Below are 22,041 nucleotides of genomic sequence, written 5' to 3' on the forward strand. Positions count from 1 at the left end.
CGTGCACCTGGGGAGTAAATGAAGTGGTGGCTTACACGGCGGCACACGGCGGTACGCCGCGGCATTTCCCCTGATTACTCCCGTTTTCGTTGAGACAGCAAGATTCTTTACTCCCCATTAACCACCTGGGGAAACGCCGTACGGAGACCGCAAAAATGCCCATTGAGTTCGATTTGAGTTTCACGGGCCCCGAAACGGCGCCATTTCGCCCTCGGGGACAAAAACCGTGCGCCTACTCACTTGGGATGAATCCTTACTCCCATTCCTCCGAATGCCGCCCCGTACCTTGCTGTCTTGAAACACGGGGAGTAAATAGCGAAATCGCAGGTGAAAGGGAGTAAAAGTGCAAAGAAAAAGCCTCCGTCCCAACGCGGGAACGGAGGCTCGATTTTCGTTTTTACTCACCGTCGTCGCTGGCGGCTTTGCCATGACTCTCGTACGAAACGAAACTCAGCGGCACAGCGCGGCACTCAAAAGTGCAGGTCAGAACCCTATCAGCCTACTCCCACTCAGTAATCAAATCGCGCATTTCCATGGTCCCTCGTCTACGTGGTGTACCGCCGTCTCCCCATTCATCGGAATCGGCCGGTTCTTAAGCACCCGAGCTGAACTCAAAAGTGAACTCAACGTGGCACACCCCAACCTATATCCCAGCAAGGCTGTTCTCGTCGAGCAGGAAGTCGAACACGCTCATCGTGACCACGCCGTGCTCGTCGCGCAGGGGCTTCACCACGTCGCGCACAAGCACAACCTTCTTAAAGCTGTCATTGATGCCGAGCAGGGAGGCCTTCTCCTGTGCGGCCTTCTCGGGAGTCCTCATCTCCAACGCCGATTGGATGTAGACGCGGTCGGAGCCTCTGTTGGCGACAAAGTCGACCTCAAGCTGCTTGCGAACGTCCCTGCCCTCCTCGCGGACGCGCTTCTCGACCACGCCAACGTCCACGGAGTACCCGCGCGCCCTGAGCTCGTTGTAGACCACGTTCTCCATGATGTGGCTCTCCTCGACCTGACGGAAGCCAAGCCGCGCGTTTCGGAGCCCCACGTCCTCGAAGTAGTATTTCAGGGGGCTGCCGATGTAGCCCCTCCCCTTCACGTCGTAGCGCCGCGCCTCCTCGATGACGAAGGCGTCCTCAAGGTAGCCTATATAGCTGGAAATCGTGTTCGAGGAGATCTTGGAATGAAGCACGCTCCTGAACGTGTTCTCGAGCTTGCCCGGATTCGTGAGCGTCCCGATGCCGGAGGCAAGCACGTTCACGAGGTCATCGAGCTCTCCTCGCCTCCTGACGCCATATCTGTCCACGACGTCCCTCAGATACGTCTCCTCGAAGAGCCGCTCGAGGTAGCGCGCCTTCTGCTCGTCCGTGCGCATTGATGCCACAAGCGGCATGCCGCCGTACACCGTGTACTCGGCCCAGCCTTGGTAGCGATCACCATCGAAGCCCTGCATGAACTCGGAGAAGGACAGCGGTCGCACGCGGACCTCGTCCCCGCGCCCCCGGAACTCCGTCATGACGTCACGCGAGAGGAACTTCGAGTTGCTCCCCGTCACGTACACGTCGACGTTGCGCATGCGCAGAAGCCCGTTGAGCACGCCGTAGAGCCGGGGCGGGACGTCCGGGTTCTTGAGCTCCTCGCGCGAGATGGCATACTGGACCTCGTCGAGAAAGACATAGTACTGCTCGCGCCCACTCGCGATTTTCGAGCGCAGGTACGCGGACAGCGCGGCGGGGTCGCGGAGCGCGGCGTTCTCCTCGACGTCGAGCGCAACCTCGATGATGCGCCCGTCGCCGACGCCCTCCGAGCGCAGGTAGTCGCCGAAGAGGTTGAAGAGCAGATACGTCTTCCCGCAGCGACGGATGCCCGTGACCACCTTGACCATGCCGTTGTGCATGCGGTCGATGAGCCTGTTGAGATATCGGTCCCGCTTGATTTCCATGTGCGCCTCGTTTTGATTCCTGCCTGACTTCTATTGAGAAATTTTGCCGTATACGGCATTTTTTCTCAATAGCAGAAGACAGGCTTCGTAGAATAACTCGAATCAAGATATGGCCTCATTTCGCGCAGATTGGCAAAAATAAGGCCGTAACAAAGTCAATTTTGGAGAGGAATAGGCGGAATTATACTCCCGCTTGATGGGACAATCCGCATCACTGATAGTCGCATGTGCTATCCCATGCAGCCCCATCTCAGACAGGTCCTCTCGTTGACTCATAAAGAATACCTGTTTGGCACCCGCATACATGACGGGTGGCGGCTTTCGACAACAATTAGCCCTGTCAGCCAGATTAGTACTGGCGTTAATGTGCGTCATTTCCCAATCGGCAAGTCGGTGTCTTTAAGAAGTGCGGAGATGAGCTCGGCCAGAGATTCGATTACTTCTCGAATATCCTTCTTGTACGAATCTGTTATCAATTCCGAACTTGCATGAATCAGCGGATTGTGCTGTCTGAGCATTTCTGCTTCATGAAGAATTTTCTTTGAATTATCTATAGAGGAGTAGATTGGGATTATTTCCTTTTCTCTAAAGAGGAAGCTTTTCTGCTTTTTATGAAGCACCTTGCGTTTGTAGAGGGTTGAGAACCTATCGAAAAAAGCCCTCATATAGGAAACCTGCTCAAAATAGTTGTGAGTCACTTTATGGTACAACTGACTTGCAAATTGAATCTTACTCGGAATGTCACCGGAGATGACGGAAATCAGTTTCGATTCAACTTCCGAAGCCGGACTGGCTACAAACCGCTCGTCTATGCAAAACATTCTTATGAATGTATCAAGTCCAGGCGCTGCCTCTCTTAAGGTTTTTAGAAGATCCTCGTGCATCATTCCTCTGCCGATAAGGTAGTTGATCGCCGTCAGCGCATCGATGCTCGACCAAGTACCATCCCTATGTGACCTGAAGAGAATGTTGAGCATCTGTTTAATTAGGGCGCCGTCATTAGTGTTGAGAATGCACTTCGTCAATTCAGCTGTGTTGTACGACAGGACAGCCTTACTGCTATCTAGAGCCTTTCGAATTGAATCGACTACGATTCGCTCACGAAAACTGCCTTGTTCGTGATAAAGGCAGAATCGGAATGCATATATTGGCGAGGCAGTCTCTTCTTCTCGGGCAAAGGCGGATTCGACCGCTTCGTCGAAGTCTCGCTGGAGATAGTCTCGGCCGCTTGCTCGTTTTGCAATCTCCTCGAACAAACGCGCTGTCCGCCCGGCAACGTTATCAATCGCTTCTTCCGTTTGAAGCTCCGAGAAATCAACGCAAGATTCGGAAGCCTCCGTCAGCGAGAGAGTACTCGTAAGCCCGAATTCAACCTTACCTTGATTTAGCGTCAACCCGCTTAGCCTTAGAATGTCTGCGTATTTATTTAGGAGCCCTTCCTTTACTTGAAAGGGGGATACACCATCCTTGACATCGAAAAAGATGAAAAGGTCGTCTACGTATCGGACGAGCTTGAAAGAATCAACAGAGGCGTTCTTTTGCATGTTTCGAGACAGCCCCACATCAACGTCGGAAAGAAATACCTTTGTGGCAAGGAAACTCAAGGTAGTGTGGTTTTGAATCGTTGGGAATTTTCCTTCTCCGCAATACAGCAGAAGTGCGCGGAGAAAAATCCCGTCTGTAGCCGAGAAACTCCCACTGGAGCAGTCTTGCATTTTCGATATCAGCTTGTCGACGTTGATAGAGCCGAAGAAGTTCGCGATGTCAGTTTTAAGGTAGTAGGAATAGGATCCTTTTGCGATTCTCATATGAGCGCGATAGTGTTGGTAACTTCGCCAGTAATGAGCTTGGTTTTTGGCGATATCCCCCGCATACTCGCATACCATTTCTGAGCGAGGATCAATGAAGGCGCTCTGGTATTCGATTCCGTAAGCGAGCAGATAAAGAAAAAGGACGGGAGAAACTAAAACCGAATCTCGGAACGCAATCCCCTGCTTTTGGACAAAGCCTTTGGTGGTGAAGCGCATTGAGTGGCAGATGAGGAATGCCCCGTCTTGAATGTAAGTGGAGAAAAACGCTTCCGACGAAAGGATCTCCCAGTCGGTCATAGAGAGTACGGAGAATGGATACCATTGGAAATAGTATTTGAGGCGGCGCTTTTGACACATCATGGCATTGCAGGCGTCTTTCCATGCTTTGTACGAAGGATGCATCATTATTGTGATCTTTCCTAATGCTGCGGCTCTTCCATGCTGTGTATACTTTAGCCCCCGTAGCTGCAGTCGGCACCGATGCCCTTCTGCAGATTTGGCGATCCTCGGTCTTGTCGGTGATGGCCTCCTCGAGCCCCGTCTTGCTCACGGTGCCGCGGGCGGGGTCGCACTCCACGGTGAGTAGATATCCCCCCTTGTCGATGAGGCTTCAGTTCACCGCCAGGCCTAACTCTTTTTCAGCATAACGTCGAGCCAGATGCGCGTGGCACAACGACGGGTTCACATGGTCATTGCGCCGCTATCCCGATAACGTGCGCGCCATCGCCTCTGTCGGAGTCGACCAGCCGAGGGTCTTGCAAGGCCTGCCGTTGAGCTGGTCCTGTGCCTCGCGCACCGCCTCGCCCGTCACCCCCGAGAAGCCCATCCCCTTGGGGAAGTGCTACCTGAGCAGACCGTTGGTGTTCTCTTCAGTGCCGTGCTGACACGAATCCCTGGGATCGCAGAAGCAGACCTCGAAGCCCGTGGCGTCGGCGAACTCCCTTCAGCGGGCCATCTCGACGCCCTAGCCCCAGGTCAGCGTCCGCCTGAGAGCCTCCGTGAGGCCCGCCACCATCTCTGCGAGGCGGCCAACCACGGTCTGGGTGATATGCTCGCAGAGTGTGGAAGCCAGTAGGAAGCGCGTCGAGCGCTCCACGAGCGTCACCAGGCAGGTCGCGCCGTCGGTGCCGACCACAAGGCCGTCCTCCCAGTACCCGGAAACGGCCCAGCCGTCGGCCCCGAGCGGCCTGCACGAGATCCCGGCGCCCTCGACCCAGATACCGCGCGCGAAGGCTCGGGCGGCAGCGAGCGGCGCCTCCTCGGGCACCTGCTGCCCCTGAACACGAGTTCCACCTCGAGCTCCCCCGCGCAGCGACCCCGCGCCCTGTCGCTGAGACAGTACACGACCATCACCTCCTCGTGATGGCGCAATGCAAAATGGAATCCACCATCCAAAAACAACGCTTGTCGTTAGCCCTAAACTCAAGCCGAAAATAACCCTAGGCTCAAACGACAAAATGATGACTGCGGAAAGATTCGTTACGGACCCTATTCAATCATCTCCCCCTCCATCTATAGGTTGCCTTTGGCTGTCTCTCCCTACTTCGCCAACCCAAGCTCGCTCGCCAAGCGAAACACGCTTTCATCGTAGTATGGCCAATCAACGAATGAATCCAAGCCTCCAAGCCCACTTTTCCTCATCGGTTCTTCGTTGATTTTCAAGGTAATAGCTATAAGCAACGACAGAAGCTTGAAATAGTCTGCTCGAATGTCATCTGCTTGAGGATCATTAATAGATGAATTGGCATGATCGTATCGATTACGAAGACCAGCAGAATTCGAAAAAGACGCATCGTCGAACATATAGTCAAGATAGTCGGCCTCAAACGGCGCAAACAGTTTATCGCAGTAGCTGATAGTATGTCGGCTTGCCAATGACTCGACAATTTCAAGATCTCTTTTTCCAAGTCGAAGCAGGGGCAACGCATCATGCTCCCATATGATTTTGAGGCAAACGGCATAATCCGTTGGCTCCAGCCTCCCATTTTCATCGTGTTCAATTACAAATTTGTTTTTTATGAGTTCATTCAGGTCCGGTTGTAAATACTCTGGGTAGTCACCTCGCGTCACATGGTGGTTCACCATCATCTCGTAAAAACTCGATTCACTTATCTTTTCTGCATGTAAATACGAGAGCATGCACTGATCTGAAAACAAGAGGCTGCCAAATCGCTCAAAACTTAACCCTGCAATGGCATACTTCTTGCCGTCCAAAGCCGCGAGAGATGAAAAGGACCTCATGCTCTCATGAGGAAAATACTCATCGTCTATCTTTCCATATTTTGAATACAGAGAGTATGCCTTAACGGCTCGCTCTATCTCAGGCCCAATCGCCTTACATTTGTCCACCACGTTGCCTTCTGTGAAGGTAGCGCAAGCGAAAAACCAGTTATGGCGAATTCCTCTGCAAAATACTGGTTGTAAACCCATTCGATTGCCGATTCCAGGCGGCCACCGTTTGTCTCAAGGAAATTCGCATACGCCATAGTTTCGAGATACGTTAGGCCACTGCGCATTTGAAATCCAGCAGTTTTACGATACTCCCCTTTTACATGCATACCTAAAGTCGCTAGAATTCCATGCTCCTCATGTTGCCGCGCCGGCGCTTGCATGAGACCATGCGAATCAACAAAAGCAAATACATAAATCAGATTGTTCATCACGGTTGCGGGATCCATGTACTCTTTCAGCCAGCGTCCACTGAAAGAGTGCGTTAGGCTAAAACCTTCTCTCGTCACTCTCTTACAGGCTTTTTGCCTCATATCTATTACTACGCCCGTGTCGTACCTAAGTCCGGTCCCATTCCGGAACAAATCATCCATAGATCCGTCGTATTGCCGCTTAGCTTTTACGCGAACCTCCGGAGACGGATTGTACCGAGCCGCCTTACCTGACGGCCAATTTCGCAAAGCAGACACGTAATTCGGATTTGCAATTTCACTATTGATGTAATCAAGCATGATGTCGTCTATTTCCGAATTCTTTAAATTTTGTGGCAAGTAGAAGGCCTTCTCACTTGTCGCCTCAGCAGCAAGACGGCTTACGATGAGCTCAGCAGAATATCTCGGATTGTTGATCAGAGCGTGCTTAATCTCGCCCGCAAAGCGCTCAACCGGTTTCTTGTATTGCAAGACTGTGCCAAGGCATTCCGGGTGATCCATCAACAACTTCTCGAAGTCGTGCGCCCTCATCTTCTGCCATGCGCCGCATGCCTCCATGAGTTCCCAGAATTCCTTCCCGTACTGGAACTCAACTTGATCGTAGACTTCCCCAATGCTCTTATCTTCCAGTTCAGAGGACACAAACCCGCATGCTTTAGAAAAAAGAACTGTCGCTCGTCTCGGATGATCCTCGATTGATTGGCCTAGAAATAACTCGGGAATGCCCTCGACCGTCAACTATATTTGATGGGCCTCAATAGCTTCGTTTATCGAAGTGAGGTCGACGATTTCCGCGCTTGCTAGCACAGACAGGCATCTATCTCTATAGACACCCGCCGCATAATCATTGCGACCGTAATAAACAACCCTCTTTTCATCGAAAACACGCATACAATCACCTCTCTCTGCGTCTGCAGCAAGAACCCCAAAGTGAGCGACTGGCTATCCCCACAATCCCATGTTCGACATCGCGTACAGCGGAACGTTCCTCACCCAGTCCTGCTCGCGGTAGCCCGACAGACTGAAACGAACGGACTTGATCTCCGGGTGGGACTCCTTAAACGCCCTGAGACTCTTGGCGCGCAGGTTCTCCTCTGCCTTCACCTCGATGGCGTAGACGCTGTTCGCGCCCTGTGCCAGGAAGTCAATCTCGCCCGATGAGTTCTCGGCCGACCAGTAGTACGGCGTGAGCCCGCAGTCGGAGACGAGCTGCTGGCAGATGTACTGCTCGGTGAGGGAGCCCTTGAATTCCTCGAAGATCTCGCTGCCCCCGACGACCGTCTCCTTGTCCAGCCCCGCCATCGCGCCCAGCAGGCCGACGTCCACCAGAAAGAGCTTGAACGCCGCATCGTCGGCGTAGGGGGCCAATGGGATGCCGGGCTTCGAGATCCTGCGGACGAGGGTCGTGATGCCGGCCTGCGTGAGCCACGTGATGCCCGCCCGGTAGTTCCGTGCCCTCGCGCCCTGCGCGATGTGGCTGAACACGAACTTCTTATTCTCGCGACCGAGATGCGACGGGATTGAGCGCCACGCGGCGAGCGCATACTCGGTCTCGGCCCTGCTCAGGTGCTTCGAGATGTCGCGCTCGTAGCCGCGCAGGATCTCAAGCTGCACCTCGCGCGCATCCTCCAAGAGGCCTCGCTCAAGAAAGACGCTCACTGCCTCCGGCATACCCCCGACGTAGTAGTACTGGCGAAGGAGCGGAACGAGCTTGCTTGAGAAGCCGTTGATGAGGCTCGTGTCTCCCGTGTCGATGAGGTCGCAGAGCGTCCGATTCCCCGTCGCGGCGAGGAACTCCCGAAAGCTCAGGGGATGGAGATCGAGCGTGTTCACCTTCCCCACGGGGTACCCGCTGCCCTCGTGCACGGTGATGCCCAGAAGCGAGCCGGCTGCGGCCACCGCGTACCCGGGCGCGTCCTCGCAGAAGTACTTGAGGGAGGTGAGCGCCTTCGGGCACGCCTGGATCTCGTCGAGGACGATGAGGGTGCCGCCCTCGGACACGACCTCCCCCGTCTCGAACTGGATGGCCGAGACGATGCGCGGGATGTCGTAGCCCAGCTCTAACTGCTCGCGCATCCTTGGGTTGTCATCGAGGTTCACGTACGCGACGTTCTCGAACTGCGTCCTGCCGAACTCCTTGAGCAGCCACGTCTTGCCCACCTGGCGCGCGCCGTTGAGGATGAGCGGCTTGCGGCGGGGCCTGTCCTTCCAGGCAACAAGCTCGTCCATGAGGAATCGTTCCATGCAAGCTCCTCCCCTAAAATGGTTACGGCCTTATTTTCGCACAAGATGGCGAAAATAAGGCCGTAATAGAGCCAGTTTTGGAGAAAATCAGGCGGAATTTATTCCCACTCTTTCACGCTCGTTTGTCGCCGCACCATTCCAGTTGGTTCTAGTTCGGTCGTCGGCTTCAACCGTCTTGCCGCCGAATCCCTCCGCGTGTCTTTACGTAGGCGTTTGGGACAAATCCTGGGACAAATCCGCGAACTATTTCGAAACCGTGAGCCCGTAGTTTCATTTTTGTCCCGGGGACAAAAATGAGCTGGTTTTGAGGATCGGAACAGCCCGAAATGGATGCCAAAACGGGTGGTCTTCCTCTTTAGCACCTGTCTAGCGAAGTGAATCGTAGCCAGCGGCTTTATCGTCTTGCATTTCCGCAGGTCAGATGGGATACGCAAGAGAGATGACTGAAAGAATCGTCGCAGGCGGCTTTGTTTGCAACGTTGAATCCATGCCGCTAAAGTTATCCTTATTAAACGCTACAGAAAGATAATCATCTTCCAGAGACCTCAGTGTTAGGCGAACTGAAAGCAAGGAATGCCTGAGCCTCATCATCGCATTTGAGATGCATGCGTGCCTCAGAGAGCCAGAAGCAGACAAAGCCATCTAAAAGATTGCCGCAAACTGAGCAAACCCCAATTTGGCGAGGAGCGGGTGCGGCTAGGGAAAGTTGCCGAATACGTTCGAGGAGTTACGTATAAGGCCGGGGAGGACCTGAGCGCCGAACTGGGCAAAGGATACGTTACCTTGCTTCGAGCGAACAACATCCAGAACGGGAAGCTGGTTCTCGACGACGTCCAGTACGTTGACCGCGCGAAGGTCAAGCCACGCCAACTGCTCAAGAAGGGTGACATCCTGATTTGCGCTTCGAGCGGGAGCAAGAGGCTCGTGGGCAAGGCTGCTTTTGTACCTGAGGATATGGATGTAACGTTCGGAGCGTTCTGCTGTGTGATGAGGCCTTGTGGAATCAACGCCGAGTATCTCTCCTATTACTTTCAAAGCAATGCTTATAGGAAGGCAATCGAAGAAACCTCTACCGGCAGTAATATCAACAATTTGAAAGCGAACGACTTAACCAACCTCTCCATTAAGGGCTACGGTTCGAATACTGGATGGATTTGCAGTCTGCTTCATTCAGCATGCGAGCTTCTTGATTCGGCTAACCGCCAACTCGCCCTCCTCGACGACCTCGTCAAATCCCGGTTTGTCGAGATGTTCGGGGATCCTTGCGATCCTGGAAGCAGCAGCGCGAAAAACAGAATCGATTCGTTCTGTGAGCTTCGAATTGGTCCTTTTGGTAGCGTTTTCACAAAGAGGACTACATAACGGGCGGGCGCCCTTTAGTCAATCCTTCGCATATTATTGGTGGCGCAATTAGACCTGATGAGAATTTGACTATTGATGATGGCAAATACGAAAGTTTAGCGTCGTATCATTTACTTCCCGGTGATGTTATATTAGGACGTCGAGGCGAAATCGGACGCTGCGCCGTAGTTAAAACGGACGGATTGATTTGTGGCACTGGCAGCATGATTATCCGGCCTGGCCAGAAGGTTAGAAGCGATTACTTGCAGCGGGTTGTTTCTTTTCCTTCCTTCAGCCATGCGCTTGAGGCCAACGCGATCGGTGTAACAATGAAGGATCTCAACGCCAAAATTGTAGGTTCGGCCGAGGTCTTCCTTCCTGACCTCAAGGATCAAGACGCATTTATTACTCTCGTCTCTCAAATCGAGAAATAATTGGTAAGCGTCAAAATGACCGCGTAGCAGGAAACGTCCAGGACCATTCCGGCATACGGATGTAAAAGTCCTGGACGTTTTCATCTTTGCGTTGCGGTCATTTTGGCGCATACATCTCACTTTTTGCAGACGTAGAATACGAGTATTGGAATCAAAGGGGGATTCTCATGCGAAATATCGGTAAGGACGACCATCCGAAGCTGTGGTCGCTTATTTTCGTGCTTATCATCGCGCTAACCTTCTGTTGCTTCGCCATGGGCCAAGGGCTCAACAGTGGAACCAGCGTCTTCCTGGCAGGCCAAGGTTACGGTGCGAGCCTTGCCGGCGTACTTGCACTCGTCTTCTCCATTGCCGCCGCGTTAGCACGACTGTTCATCGGCCCTGTTATCGACAACGGCAAGTGCTCACTCGTTATCATCGCCGGCATCGCTATCCTCACAGCAGGAACAGCACTGTCCGCTGTCGTTCAAGGCATCCCCCTCTTCACAATCAGCCGTTTGCTGCAAGGTGTGGGCTTTGGCGTAGCAACAACAGCAGCCGCGACCGCCGCAGCAAGCGTCTTACCGCAAGAACGGCTTGGCGAAGGCATTGGATACCACGGCCTCGGACAGGCTATCGCCATGAGCATCGGCCCAGCCTTCGCACTTTACCTAGTAGGAACCGATCCCTCAACGAACCTCTATGTCGGCCTTGCCCTGGTTGGGTTTGCAGGGCTTGTAATCGCCCTCAACGCACGCTATGAAAGTAAATGGCAAACTCTGCCAAGCTCCAGCGCATACCGAATCAAAATGGAAACCCGGCTCGAACTCGACTCAAAAGACGGGCAGGCGCCCAGCCCCACCACGGTAACTACATCCGAAACAAATCACAGTGAAAAGTATCCTGAAGGCGACCAGGTGTCCAAGAGAACCCTGCGTGACTCATTCAACATCTTCGAGCCGCGCGCATTGCCTGGCGCCATCCCACAGATGATCATATGCCCCACTTTTGGCTTTGGCGTTTTCTTTGCTGGTCTGTACGGTACTACTCTCGGCTATACCCACGCCGGTCTCTTCTACACCATCAGCGCGGTAAGCATGATTATCATTCGCATGATTTCGAAGCATTTCATGGACACCGTACCTGCAATCAAAACAATGACCGGAGCCGTCGCGTGTGGCATCCTCTGCTGCCTTATGTTACTTGCCGCACCGTACGGGGAACCTGTCTTCCTGGCGTCCGGAATCTTCTATGGTCTCGTCACTGGCATAAGCATGCCACTTAATCAAAGCGTAGCGGTAAAGAACACCCCGCCAGAGCGCTGGGGCGCCGCAAACGCCCTGTACCTGCTCGCCAATGACCTCGGCATTGGCTTCGCAAGCGTAATCTGGGGCGTTATCAATGACTCATTCGGGTTCCAGACAAGCATCGTCTGCGTCATTGTCTGCCTTATCGCAAGCTACGCATCCGCCTGGATCGTCTACCCCGCCCGCGACAAGCGGTGGAGGCATTAGAGCGTTAGCGTCAAAATGACCGCGTAGCAGGAAACGTCCAGGACCATTCCGGCATACGGATGGAAAAGTCCTGGACGTTTCCATCTTTGCGTTATGGTATGCTTTAGGCCGCCATGTCGCTACAGGCCCTCCTCGGCGTTGTTCGCCATCTCGTCGTCGAACGCATCGGGGTCGATGTTAATTAAGAAGTCGTCAGGCATCTCTTTGGCCTTCTCGGCAGCGGCTGGGTCGAGCTTTCAGGACTCAGGCACCCTATCCGACCACGGCAGGAACGAGTCCACAACCTCATCGGTGAGCTCGCCGGTGTTGGGCATCTCGGTCAGCAGCCACTCGACGTAAAGCCTGGGATTGAGCCCGTTGGCCTTGGCCGTGGTGGTGACGCTGTATATCGCCGCAGACGCCCGCGCGCCGCGCGGCCATCGCTGAAGAGCCAGTTCTTGCGCCCTACGACGAAGCTTGGAATCCGCCAGACCGCCCCTGGTGAGTTCGATCCAGTTCAAGGCGGCTGCGTTTCTTCGGGGGGGCGGCCCGGCTCTTCTTCCCTGAACCTGGCCAACCATGCATACAGACTTGACCTGCCCACATGGTTTAACTTGCACCAGCGCTCTATTCTCATGCTCGACGAGAGGCGCCACTCGATGCGCTCCGCTCACATGTTCCTGCGATCTATGCTCGCCTGCGTCACCGCAGCCTCCTCTTCCAGGATAAGTCGATGCGATGGTTCTGCCTCAAGCCCAGTGGGTTGTTAAGACGCGGTCATTTTGGCGCTTACAGCTCGCGCAGTCGATCAAGGCCTGGGCGGAAAAGCGCGTCGAGCTCGAGTGCGGCGAGCTCGACGAGGACGCTTACGCCGACTGGAAGGCCTCTTTCTGACATCTTCCCAGGTGAATTGATACTTCCTTGCGAACAGCCTCCGGTTCTCCGGGGCTGTTCCGTTATTCCCGCGTGGAATCGGCGCCCCGGAAGCCCCGTTCGAGGAATAATCGCGCGCCAAAATACAGCAAGATACACGGCGTCATTCGGCGGCATTCGGGGTCACCGAAACTGCGGAAACCGATTTTCGTGTTTCTTTATTCCCGTTTGTTGACCTGGGCAGATGCAACCGAAGAGGGCTTGAATCCGCCCCGCAGTTTCAACTCAGTTTCGGCCGTTCGAAATCGGCCCTCGGGGGACACGAATTGTGAATTATTCCCGCAGGGCACTATTATTCCCGTGCCGCCGAGTATTCCGCCGTACCGCCCAGTAGGGGTATGCGGGAACAATTGAGCCGTTTTTCCAGGTAAGCATGAAAAAAAGAAAGCCTCCGAACCAGAGGGTCCGAAGGCTATTATTCCCGTTATTTCGCTGGTGGCTTTGCTCTATGGCGACGCCGAAACGGCATCAGGCGGTACTCAGCAGCACCAAAACACGAGTTCAGAAGCCAGTTCCCGTTATTCCCACTCGCAAAATGAAACTTAATTCTAAACGCTTTTGTTTGGGGGATTTGATATCATTTGATTTTTCCTGATACCTATTATCCTTAGATCTTACTGAACATATGGCGCACCTTGTCCAGGCGGCTGTTTGGACGGCGGGGCTGGATGACCGGCTGGCCGACAGCGGCCTGATACCCTTTTAGCTCTGTAAGGCATACGCTCTGCCCGCTGGTGTAAAAGGCCAGATCAGTACGGTATGCCTGTATACAGCGGGCGGGAATCTCGCCAGTAAAGACAACTTCATCCTTTTTTACCTGGGCCGTTTCGATGGTGGCACAGTATTTCGGTGCATCATGATAAGCCCTGGAAAGGTATTCCTGGGGCGCATAGAGGGTGAAGGAGAGATAAGGTTCCAGCAGCTGCGTCCCCGATTCCTTCAATGCCTGTTCCAATACAATCGGGGCCAATGAGCGGAAGTCCGCCGGCGTGCTGACTGGACTGTAATAAAGCCCGTATTCAAAGCAAATCTTACAGTCCGTTACGTTCCAGCCGAACAAGCCCTGCTCCAGCCCGTAACGGATACCATCCCTGACAGCGTTTTGAAAACTCTGGTTCAAGTATCCCAGCGAAACCCGGCTCTCGTATTGTACGCCGGAGCCAAGCGGGAGTGGTGTAACAGACAGTCCGATAGATGCCCAAAACGGGTTGGGCGGCACCTCGATATGGATGGTGTGGCTGGCTGCTTTGAGCGGCCGCTCCATATAAATGACGGTGGGTTCCTTTACCACTGTTTCAATCTTGTATTTTTCCGACAGCAAAGCGGAAACGACCTCCAACTGCACCCGGCCTAAAAAAGAAAGAATGATCTCGTGGGTGATGGAATCCACCTCGTAGCGCAAAAGCGGGTCAGTATCCGCAATTTGAGTAAGAGCGTCCAGCAGCCGTTCTCTTTGCGCTGCCGTTTTCGGCGCAATCGTCGTCCGCAGCATGGGGAGGGGGGCATCACGCCACCTTTCACGAGGAAGCCGGGTGTTGTCCCCCAATACGTCGTTTAATCCCACGCTGTCGCTGGGAAGGATGACAATTTCGCCCTTATGGGCGGTGTCTGTCCGAACAATCTCCCCTTTGGATGGAATACGCATCTCTGTGATTTTCAGCTTTTCTCTCCCGGCCAGGGCCACCGTATCCCGCAGGCGCAGCGTTCCGCTGTATAGCCGCAGATAGATGAGCCGCTGGCCACAATCTGTATACTCCACCTTGAAAACGCTGCCGCATAGGGCGGCGCTCCCCTGTTCCCCAATCGGTTGGAACAGCCCTGTCACCGCATCCATCAACGGTTGAATGCCAAGGCCCTTTTTGGCGCTGCCATGATAGACCGGGAACAGGGAGGCGTCTTGAACCCGCCGCTGTTCCTCCCGCGCAAGTTCTTCCCGGCTGATTGGTTCTCCTGCGATATACTTTTCCAATAATTTATCGTTATTTTCGATGACCGCATCCCATGCTTCTATGCCGGTATTTTCCTCCAGGACTATTTCCGGGGACAGCGACACCGTCTGCTTGATGATAATATCGGCGGAGAGCTTATCCCGAACAGACTGATACACGCCCTGCAAATCAACGCCAACCTGGTCGATCTTGTTGATAAAGATAACGGTGGGAATGTTCATTTTCCGCAGGGCATGGAACAGAATACGGGTCTGGGCCTGCACGCCATCTTTAGCGGAGATCACCAAGATGGCCCCATCTAAAACAGCCAAAGAGCGGTACACCTCCGCCAAAAAATCCATGTGGCCGGGCGTATCCACAATGTTGACTTTACATCTGTGCCACTGGAAGGAAGTGACTGCCGCTTGAATGGTAATCCCACGCTGCCGCTCCAAAAGCATGGTGTCCGTCCTCGTTGTCCCTTTTTCGACGCTCCCCGGTTCTGAAATGGCTCCGCTGGCATATAGCAGGCTCTCCGTCAAGGTTGTCTTTCCAGCGTCTACATGGGCAAGAATCCCAATATTGATAATGTTCATGTCTATCCTCCATACAAGGCCCAAATGGGCGCAAAAATCCCCAGCGGCTAATACTTTTACCGCTGGGGATCATGACTTCGGACAAACAGAAGTATGACGGCTTACATGAGCCGCTGTCCGTCACGATATTTACTAAAAAGGCAAAAGTATTCTTTAATTGGGTACAAAAACTAAGCCCCTGCAAGGGGCAATCATTTTTGCGCCCATTATCAAATTTTATTTAAGAATACCTTGCCGCATATTTGGTAGACTCCTCAAATCAGGTTAATAGCAGTATATCATAGTACACTCTAAAAAACAAGAAATTATTTTACCCGATTCCCCAAATAAATCAGGAGGGCATTCACTGGAACACCCTCCGTTTTTGGTGATTATCGTGCGCCTAATCTTGCTTTTTGCCTTGCGTCCCGTTTCCGTTCCTTTTCAGCCTGTTCCTGCTGGTAAGCGGCCTCTAATATTCTGTCCGCCTGTTCCGGGCCAATGGCCCGCCTGACCCGCTCATAGTCCCTGACCTTTCCCTTTAGACTGTCCCTCTCGGCGCAGACCTCGTAAATCCTTTCTGATAAGGAACTATTTTTGCTGACCTCCCGGCCATAGTCCGCTTGCAGCCGCTCAAATTTGGATTTGAGGTCGCAGTAGGCCCGGTAGACAGACCGCAGCACCTTGACGATCTTCGCCCATAAGGGCTTGGGCCAGTGAGCTGAACAAAATCTTGATTGCGTGGCGGGAACAGGCGGCGAAGTTGGAGGCCGGGGAGATCACCAAGGAGGACTATGACCGCTGGCGGTACAACTACCCCAAGTATGACACCACCCAGCGGTGGGCCAAAGTCCCCTCGAAGGAATTAAGCGATGCTCTGATAAAGGGATTGAAGAAACAGAGAAAAGACAAATAGCAAAAAAGGTCTTGCCGACTGGTGAAAGTCAGCAAGACCTTTTTCTTAGGATATGGAGGATTTACCCGCAAGCCACCCGCTATACGGGAGTGAACAAAGTAAATCCGGTTTTGGTATCTGCTATCAATTTGCTATCAAATGCCCCGTTTACGCTTTAAGACTCCAGTGTTTTCAAGGCTTTGCGGGTTTTGTCAGTTATTCCCACTCTTTCACGCCCATTTGCTGTGGTGTCATTCCAGTCAACTCCAGTTGGGCTGTTGGGCTTGACTGTCTTGCCGCCGAATCCCTCCGCGTGTCCTCGCGTAGGCGTTTGGGACAAGCCCTGGGACAAATTCGCAAACTATTTCGAAACCACGAGCCCGCAGTTTCATTTTTGACCCGGGGACAAAAGCGGGTTGGTTTTGAGGCCCTGAAACGTCCGATATGAACGCCAAAACAGCCGACTATCCTCTTCGACACCCGTTTGGCAAAGTGAATCGTAGCCAGTGGCTTTATCGTCTTGCATTTCCGCGGGTCATGAGGGATGCGCAAGAGCGATGACTGAAAGAATCGTCGCGGGTGGCTTTGTTTTCGCCCTTATGAGCCGGCCCTAAGCGCCTTAGGAACCGAGCGGGAAATCCGAGTTAGAGGATCCCGGTCGTCGCCTTATTTCAGGCTGATTGCAACCGGCTGCTCCCCTTCCTACGCCAATGGTGTGCAGACATCTTCGATATTCTTGCTCGTTATGGCGAAAATCACGTCTCCAGGGTTTGCCTTTTTCGATTTAGCGTATTGCTCTTCAGAGCATCGTGGTGTGCTCGTAGCCGCGCTCCGCGAGGAGCCGCTCGGCAACGTCGAGAATCTTCTCGACCGTCTCCTCCGGGTACTTATTGCGTGCCACGGGCACCTCCGTCCTAGCTATCGCGATAAACACACCATGAGTGGCGTACGGGTCGAGAAGGGCTGGCGCCAAAAGAGCCCAACGGCCGTTTCAACTTCGTTAGAAACGCGCCCCACCATGGATGGTGAACCCGAAAGGTAAGGCGCACGAGCACGGCGACTCGGCCCGCGCGCCCGGAAGAGAAAGGACGAACCCATGGGTTACATGCTCGAGACGCGCGGGCTCACCAAGCGCTTCGGCCGCGGCGACCAGGCGCAGGATGCCGTGGCCGACGTGAGCCTTCATATCCGCGAGGGCGAGGTGTACGGGCTGCTCGGCCCCAACGGCGCCGGCAAGTCGACAACGCTCAGGATGATCTGCGGGATGCTGCGGCCGACGACCGGGGAGATCCTCTTTGCCGGGCACGCCTGGCGCCGCGAGGACCTCTACGCAATCGGCAGCCTCATCGAGGAGGCGCCGCTCTACCCCAACCTCACCGCGCGCGAGAACCTGCGCGTGCGCACCACGCTGCTGGGCCTTCCCGAGAGCCGCGTAGATGAGGTGCTCGCCGCCGTGGACCTCGCGGACACCGGGAAGAAGCGCGCCGGACGCTTCTCGATGGGCATGCGACAGCGCCTGGGGCTCGCGCTGGCGCTGATCGCCCGGCCACGCCTGCTCGTGCTCGACGAGCCCACCAACGGCCTCGACCCCATCGGCATCAAGGAGCTGCGCGACCAGATCCGCGGCTTCGCGGCGGCGGGCACGACGGTGATCGTCTCGAGCCACATCCTCTCCGAGGTGCAGCAGATGGCGGACACCATCGGCATCATCTACGGGGGGCGCCTCGCCTACGAGGATGCGCTTCGACCCGGGCAGGACCTTGAGGAACTCTTCATGAGCGTCTGCCGGGAGGGGCGACGAGCGCGCGGGGAGGTGGCGGCATGACAGGCGAGAAAGGCGGCCTGCTCGCGGGCCTGCGCGCTGAGGCCCTGAAGTCGCGGCACGCGGCACCGGTTCGCCTGGCCGTGCTCATGGCGCTGCCGATGCCGCTGCTCGGCGCGATGCCCTACCGGGGCGTGCAGATCTTCAGCGCGTGGAACTACTGGTACGCGCTCTTCCTGCCCGTGGCTCTCTCGCTCGTGGTGGCTTGCGTCGCGCGGGCGGACGCGCGCACGCGGATGCGGGGGCTTCTAGGCCTGGGCTTCCCGCTCGGGCGCGCCTGGTGGGCCAAGGCGCTCTGGTGCCTCGCGCTCTGCACGCTCTCGAACCTCGTGGTCTTCGGCATCTACCTCGCGGGCTCGGCGTTCTCCTCGCAGGGCCTCACGGCCGCGGGCACGCTCACGATGCTCCTCTGCGCGCTCGCCAACACGGTGACCGCGGCGTGGATGATCCCCGCAGGGCTCTTCCTCACGGCGCGGCTCGGCATGCTCGCGGGCATCTTCTGCCCGCTCGCCACGAAGCTCGTGGGTGGGTTCGCCTGGTCGCTGATGCCGCTGCCGCAGCTCTTTCCGCCGTCGGCGAGCATGGTCATCCCCACGAGCTTCATCCCCGTGCTGCCGAGCGGCGAGCCACTCGCGGCGGACATGGCGCTCGGCGGGGCGCTCACGGCGGACGGCATGCTCACACTGGCGGGCCTTGCGGTCTGCGCGCTCGCGTTCGCCGCGCTCACGGCGGCGGGCGCGGCCTGGTTCGCGCGCTCCGAGGAGAGGTGATGGCCATGACACGACTCTCCGGCCCGACGCCGCGCATGACTCTCCCGCGGGCCCTGCTCTCCGAGGCCCTGCGCCTGGCGCGCTCCCCGCTCACGGCGGTGCACCTCGTCTGCGGCCTGGCAGCCGGCCTTGCCTGCGGCGAGTACTTCTCCGTCGCCCGATGGGACCCGGCGCTGGGCGCGGACGCCTACGCCCAGTTCCTCGGCGCCCTCATGCCGCTCATGTCCGCCATCGTCTGCGGGCTCGCCGTGGACGAGGAGCGCGCCGCCGGGCGCCTCGCCAACCTCACGGCGGTCCCCTCGCGCGGGCGCGCCCGACACCCAAGAATACGTAGACGAGCTGCTCCTCGCCTTCTGCGAGCACTATCACCTGACCGCGCGCGAGTGCGTCATCTTGAAAGAGGTGCTGCAGGGCAAGGACAACCAGAACATCGCCAGTTCGCTGCAAGTGGTCCTGGGCACTGTGAAGGCCCATGTGCACAACATTCTGAAGAAAACCGGCACCACCACCCGCCAAGAACTCACCCAGCTGTTCTGGAAGGGATGAAGAACGGCCGTAGACGGCCAATCCCGTAGGGGGCGGCCGCATAGCCGCACCGACCCCCAGGCTCTCAGAGCCCGGCCCTCTTGCGGCCGCGCAGTTCCTCTCTAAGTTTTTGCGCAAGCTCGTCTCGGCTGCTCACACCAAGCTTGGCGTAAATATTCGTTATGTGGGTTTTCACCGTGTTGACGGAAATGCATTCTTGCTCAGCAATCTCCTTGTTTGATGCGCCCTTTTCAAGGAGCGACAGCAGTACTTCCTCGCGCTTGGTCAGCCCGTATTCGCGAGTGATCCAGGGCACAAGGGATTCCGCCAACCGCACATTACGTATCCGCCGATGATGTGCAAGAAAGACATACGGCTAGGACCCGTTAGGGTGTCTGGATAAAGAGGCTGCGCGGATAGTGCGCGGCTAGCGCCTGCTGCTGCCCTTCCTGCGGGCGACGAATGCCACGGCACCGGCAGTGATCGCCACGCCGCAGATGCCCATCGCGTAGGGGGCGGCGCTATCGCCGGTGTGAGGGAGATTGGATGCAGACTTATCGGAGTCGCCCTCGACGATGGTCAGCTTGGCATCGTCGATGTTCACGATGAACTGCTCGGTCACATCGTTGCCCTCGACATCGGTCACGACCGCCTGACCGCTTTTCGTTACAGGGTACTCGCCTGCATCGGTGCCCGTTGCAGAAGCCTCAACGCCGGAAACGTAGAAGGTCTGACCATTGATCTGGAACTCCAGGGTCTCGAAACCGGATACGGACTTCTCGGTGCCATCGTAGGTCACGGACTTGGAATTGGGAGTAAGGGTAATCTCGTACTTGGTACTACGATTGGTGACTTCCAGCTTTCCGAACTTGGTCTTGATATCGTAGTTATCCAAATCGGTTCCATCGTTTGGCTTGTAGGTAAAAGCATTGTCGGAGGAACCGGCGATTTTCTGCGAACCGGTAAAGGTATAACTTACGCCCTGACCCTCAACGAAACCCGCACCCTCAATGGCGATGGCAGCAGCACCATTGATCAGCGGCTCGCCGTCGTATTCCTTACTTAAATCGGCGGACTTCAGGGTTATCTCACGTGGTGTGACCCTCAATTTACCGTATCTATAGGTAATATTGTAGTTGGCGGGAGTACCTGAAGTGAAAGTTACATTAAACTCATTATCAACCTCGCCAACATCCGTCAGAGAGTTGGTCCACGTGACATCAACTTCGTCGTCACCAACAAAATCTCCGCCATCGACGCTTACATATCCGCCCGTAAGTTCCTCGCCGTCGTACACCTTCTCAAGGCTACCGGAAGTCAATGTTATATCACGCCGTGAAATCAGGATCTTCCTTTCACATTTAAACTGACCATCTTCCGAAACCCTCAAAATCACGTAGCCGAGTTTAGTTCCCGTTACGGAAACGATCTGCCCATTAGGCGAGTTGTCAACACTCGAGATTGTGATAGCTCCACCGTTTTCTTGGGTAGGAACATAGCTCCATCTATATTTAGACGTTGGTTTTCCATTGTTATAGGTATATTGTTCAGTCATGCCGTACTGAATCTTATCAGGGCCTTTGAATGCATTCTCAACGGGATCGCTTGCCGCCCCGCCCTCATCAGCGAAAGCCACAACGGGCAGAAAAGATGCTGCCAGCACTGCCGCCAGCATCACCCTCGCTAATCTTTTCGCAAACGATTGGGAGAAAACTGCAGTTGCGACCTCTCCCCATTTGGAGAATTTGGCATCCACGAAGCTCATGTCTGCTCCAATCGCATAGAATTGAACCAACGTAAAACGCAACACAACGTACAGTGTGTTTGCTGCGTTTTTTCCATATGGAAAAAAATAACCGAATCTTTGTTGGTTATGCGTCGTTTGAATGCAGTTACCTCTCTAATAAAAGATATTCCTAACTTTTCAGCACCACAAAACCAGATTCTGCCTCCTTCGAACCAGGCGCCCACCCCATCAAGACCACGAAGCATCCCCGCCCTCAGCCTCGGCCTGCTAGTCGTGTGCCTGTTCTCCTGGGAGAAAGCATGCCAAAGGCAGCGCCGGACCATGGTTTGCGGCCAGCTCTCGCGCACGGTCTTGGCGAACCCTCCCCCGCCGTCGGGGGCGAGCGTGGGCCAGATCTCCCGGAACTCGGCCGTCCTGCGCCTGAAGGACCGCCCGCCGCCCGGCATCGTGGCCTGCGAGCCCTTCGAGAGGAACCGCCCGAGGAACTCCCCGAGCCCCGCCGCGGTGTCATCGCACCTCACCGTCATCGATGCGCCGCGGGCCGTGCGCCTCCACCGCCGGGACCACGATGAGGTCCTGCCGTTGCGCTTGGCCCGACCGCCGCAGTAGGGGCAATAGACGGCCTTCATGGGCACCTCCTCCGAAAGGGTATTTAACGGTTCCGGAAAAGGTTATCTGCCTGCGGGAGCGATAGGCAACCGGACACGCATTCTGTCCGAGCGGTTAAAAGCGGGCACGGAATTAATACGGCTGAAAAAGGGGCGTCACCTGCGCCGATGCCCCCAACGTGGACACACTTTTTGTCCTAAAAGCCTTAGCCAACAGATTGCCTGCACAAAAAACATGGCCACCCGCAAATGGTGGCCATGTAGATTTTATCTGCAAGAAATCTTTTGCGTGCGTGGTGTGCTTTCGCGCATTCAGTCATGCGCACCTTCGTGCTTTCAC

16 protein-coding genes and 1 pseudogene are annotated in these 22,041 nt (G+C 55.3%); 7 read left to right on the forward strand and 10 right to left on the reverse strand.

The annotated features are described in order from the left end of the window. Positions 1 to 643: 643 nt before the first annotated feature. The 6 genes from ACTQ1Z_RS05305 to ACTQ1Z_RS05330 all read right to left on the reverse strand — a co-directional run bounded on the left by ACTQ1Z_RS05305 (position 644) and on the right by ACTQ1Z_RS05330 (position 8,651). A complete protein-coding gene (locus tag ACTQ1Z_RS05305; RefSeq protein ID WP_441859338.1) occupies positions 644 to 1,936 on the reverse strand; it encodes an ATP-binding protein in 1,293 nt (430 codons plus the stop codon). A gap of 371 nt (positions 1,937 to 2,307) precedes the next feature. Then, positions 2,308 to 4,152 (reverse strand): AbiA family abortive infection protein, encoded by a 1,845-nt coding sequence (locus ACTQ1Z_RS05310; RefSeq protein WP_441859341.1) that lies wholly within the window; start codon positions 4,150 to 4,152, stop codon positions 2,308 to 2,310. 559 nt (positions 4,153 to 4,711) lie between these two features. Then, positions 4,712 to 4,882, reverse strand: a complete 171-nt coding sequence (locus ACTQ1Z_RS05315; protein WP_441859344.1) for a hypothetical protein — start codon at positions 4,880 to 4,882, stop codon at positions 4,712 to 4,714. Positions 4,883 to 5,286: 404 nt separating this feature from the next. Continuing rightward, positions 5,287 to 6,096, reverse strand: coding sequence for a hypothetical protein (locus ACTQ1Z_RS05320; protein WP_441859346.1), 810 nt, complete (start codon positions 6,094 to 6,096; stop codon positions 5,287 to 5,289). Then, positions 6,063 to 7,049 (reverse strand): hypothetical protein, encoded by a 987-nt coding sequence (locus ACTQ1Z_RS05325; protein WP_441859348.1) that lies wholly within the window; start codon positions 7,047 to 7,049, stop codon positions 6,063 to 6,065. The genes ACTQ1Z_RS05320 and ACTQ1Z_RS05325 overlap by 34 nt, the downstream gene beginning before the upstream one ends. A 300-nt stretch (positions 7,050 to 7,349) precedes the next feature. Further along, positions 7,350 to 8,651, reverse strand: a complete 1,302-nt coding sequence (locus ACTQ1Z_RS05330) for an ATP-binding protein (RefSeq protein ID WP_441859351.1) — start codon at positions 8,649 to 8,651, stop codon at positions 7,350 to 7,352. A 690-nt stretch (positions 8,652 to 9,341) separates the two neighbouring features. On the opposite strand from ACTQ1Z_RS05330, the gene ACTQ1Z_RS05335 reads away from it, so the two are divergent. The 3 genes from ACTQ1Z_RS05335 (at position 9,342) to ACTQ1Z_RS05345 (ending at position 11,919) form a co-directional block, all read left to right on the forward strand. Next, complete coding sequence (locus ACTQ1Z_RS05335) at positions 9,342 to 10,013, forward strand: restriction endonuclease subunit S (protein ID WP_441859354.1); 672 nt, start codon at positions 9,342 to 9,344, stop codon at positions 10,011 to 10,013. Positions 10,014 to 10,078: 65 nt separating this feature from the next. Further along, positions 10,079 to 10,426: a hypothetical protein gene (locus tag ACTQ1Z_RS05340; protein ID WP_441859356.1), complete on the forward strand. Its 348-nt coding sequence runs from the start codon at positions 10,079 to 10,081 to the stop codon at positions 10,424 to 10,426. Positions 10,427 to 10,593: 167 nt separating this feature from the next. Further along, positions 10,594 to 11,919: an MFS transporter gene (locus ACTQ1Z_RS05345; RefSeq protein ID WP_330958904.1), complete on the forward strand. Its 1,326-nt coding sequence runs from the start codon at positions 10,594 to 10,596 to the stop codon at positions 11,917 to 11,919. Positions 11,920 to 12,155: 236 nt separating this feature from the next. Here the strand turns inward: ACTQ1Z_RS05345 and ACTQ1Z_RS05350 are convergent. Together ACTQ1Z_RS05350 and tet(W) are read right to left on the reverse strand one after the other, a co-directional pair. Beyond that, positions 12,156 to 12,248 (reverse strand): annotated as a pseudogene (locus tag ACTQ1Z_RS05350) (hypothetical protein); the annotation flags it as partial. Positions 12,249 to 13,438: 1,190 nt separating this feature from the next. Continuing rightward, entirely contained in the window at positions 13,439 to 15,355 is a 1,917-nt protein-coding gene (gene tet(W) / locus ACTQ1Z_RS05355) for a tetracycline resistance ribosomal protection protein Tet(W) (protein ID WP_441859359.1), read from the reverse strand. A 742-nt stretch (positions 15,356 to 16,097) separates the two neighbouring features. Here tet(W) and ACTQ1Z_RS05360 point away from each other — a divergent pair. The 4 genes from ACTQ1Z_RS05360 to ACTQ1Z_RS05375 all read left to right on the forward strand — a co-directional run bounded on the left by ACTQ1Z_RS05360 (position 16,098) and on the right by ACTQ1Z_RS05375 (position 19,367). Next, the gene (locus ACTQ1Z_RS05360; RefSeq protein WP_441859362.1) at positions 16,098 to 16,250 is read left to right on the forward strand and encodes a hypothetical protein; all 153 of its coding nucleotides are present in this window, start codon (positions 16,098 to 16,100) and stop codon (positions 16,248 to 16,250) included. A 1,075-nt stretch (positions 16,251 to 17,325) separates the two neighbouring features. Beyond that, positions 17,326 to 18,054: a lantibiotic protection ABC transporter ATP-binding protein gene (locus tag ACTQ1Z_RS05365; RefSeq protein WP_441859365.1), complete on the forward strand. Its 729-nt coding sequence runs from the start codon at positions 17,326 to 17,328 to the stop codon at positions 18,052 to 18,054. Further along, positions 18,051 to 18,821, forward strand: coding sequence for a hypothetical protein (locus ACTQ1Z_RS05370; RefSeq protein ID WP_441859368.1), 771 nt, complete (start codon positions 18,051 to 18,053; stop codon positions 18,819 to 18,821). The genes ACTQ1Z_RS05365 and ACTQ1Z_RS05370 overlap by 4 nt, the downstream gene beginning before the upstream one ends. Before the next feature lie 129 nt (positions 18,822 to 18,950). Further along, positions 18,951 to 19,367, forward strand: coding sequence for a LuxR C-terminal-related transcriptional regulator (locus ACTQ1Z_RS05375; RefSeq protein ID WP_441859371.1), 417 nt, complete (start codon positions 18,951 to 18,953; stop codon positions 19,365 to 19,367). A 64-nt stretch (positions 19,368 to 19,431) separates the two neighbouring features. Here the strand turns inward: ACTQ1Z_RS05375 and ACTQ1Z_RS05380 are convergent, their stop codons facing one another. After that, complete coding sequence (locus ACTQ1Z_RS05380) at positions 19,432 to 19,662, reverse strand: response regulator transcription factor (protein ID WP_441859374.1); 231 nt, start codon at positions 19,660 to 19,662, stop codon at positions 19,432 to 19,434. 111 nt (positions 19,663 to 19,773) lie between these two features. Next, positions 19,774 to 21,111, reverse strand: coding sequence for a hypothetical protein (locus ACTQ1Z_RS05385; protein WP_441859377.1), 1,338 nt, complete (start codon positions 21,109 to 21,111; stop codon positions 19,774 to 19,776). Positions 21,112 to 22,041 lie beyond the last annotated feature (930 nt).

The organism is Parolsenella sp. LCP21S3_E11 (assembly GCF_052118165.1).
Classification (GTDB): domain Bacteria; phylum Actinomycetota; class Coriobacteriia; order Coriobacteriales; family Atopobiaceae; genus Parolsenella.

Bases quoted from the DNA above. Each gene is read 5' to 3' on its own strand.
- ACTQ1Z_RS05345 (WP_330958904.1), top strand. From the start codon at position 10,594: ATGCGAAATATCGGTAAGGACGACCATCCGAAGCTGTGGTCGCTTATT.
- ACTQ1Z_RS05365 (WP_441859365.1), top strand. From the start codon at position 17,326: ATGGGTTACATGCTCGAGACGCGCGGGCTCACCAAGCGCTTCGGCCGC.
- ACTQ1Z_RS05385 (WP_441859377.1), bottom strand. From the start codon at position 21,111: ATGAGCTTCGTGGATGCCAAATTCTCCAAATGGGGAGAGGTCGCAACT.
- ACTQ1Z_RS05310 (WP_441859341.1), bottom strand. From the start codon at position 4,152: ATGATGCATCCTTCGTACAAAGCATGGAAAGACGCCTGCAATGCCATG.
- ACTQ1Z_RS05305 (WP_441859338.1), bottom strand. From the start codon at position 1,936: ATGGAAATCAAGCGGGACCGATATCTCAACAGGCTCATCGACCGCATG.
- ACTQ1Z_RS05330 (WP_441859351.1), bottom strand. From the start codon at position 8,651: ATGGAACGATTCCTCATGGACGAGCTTGTTGCCTGGAAGGACAGGCCC.
- ACTQ1Z_RS05370 (WP_441859368.1), top strand. From the start codon at position 18,051: ATGACAGGCGAGAAAGGCGGCCTGCTCGCGGGCCTGCGCGCTGAGGCC.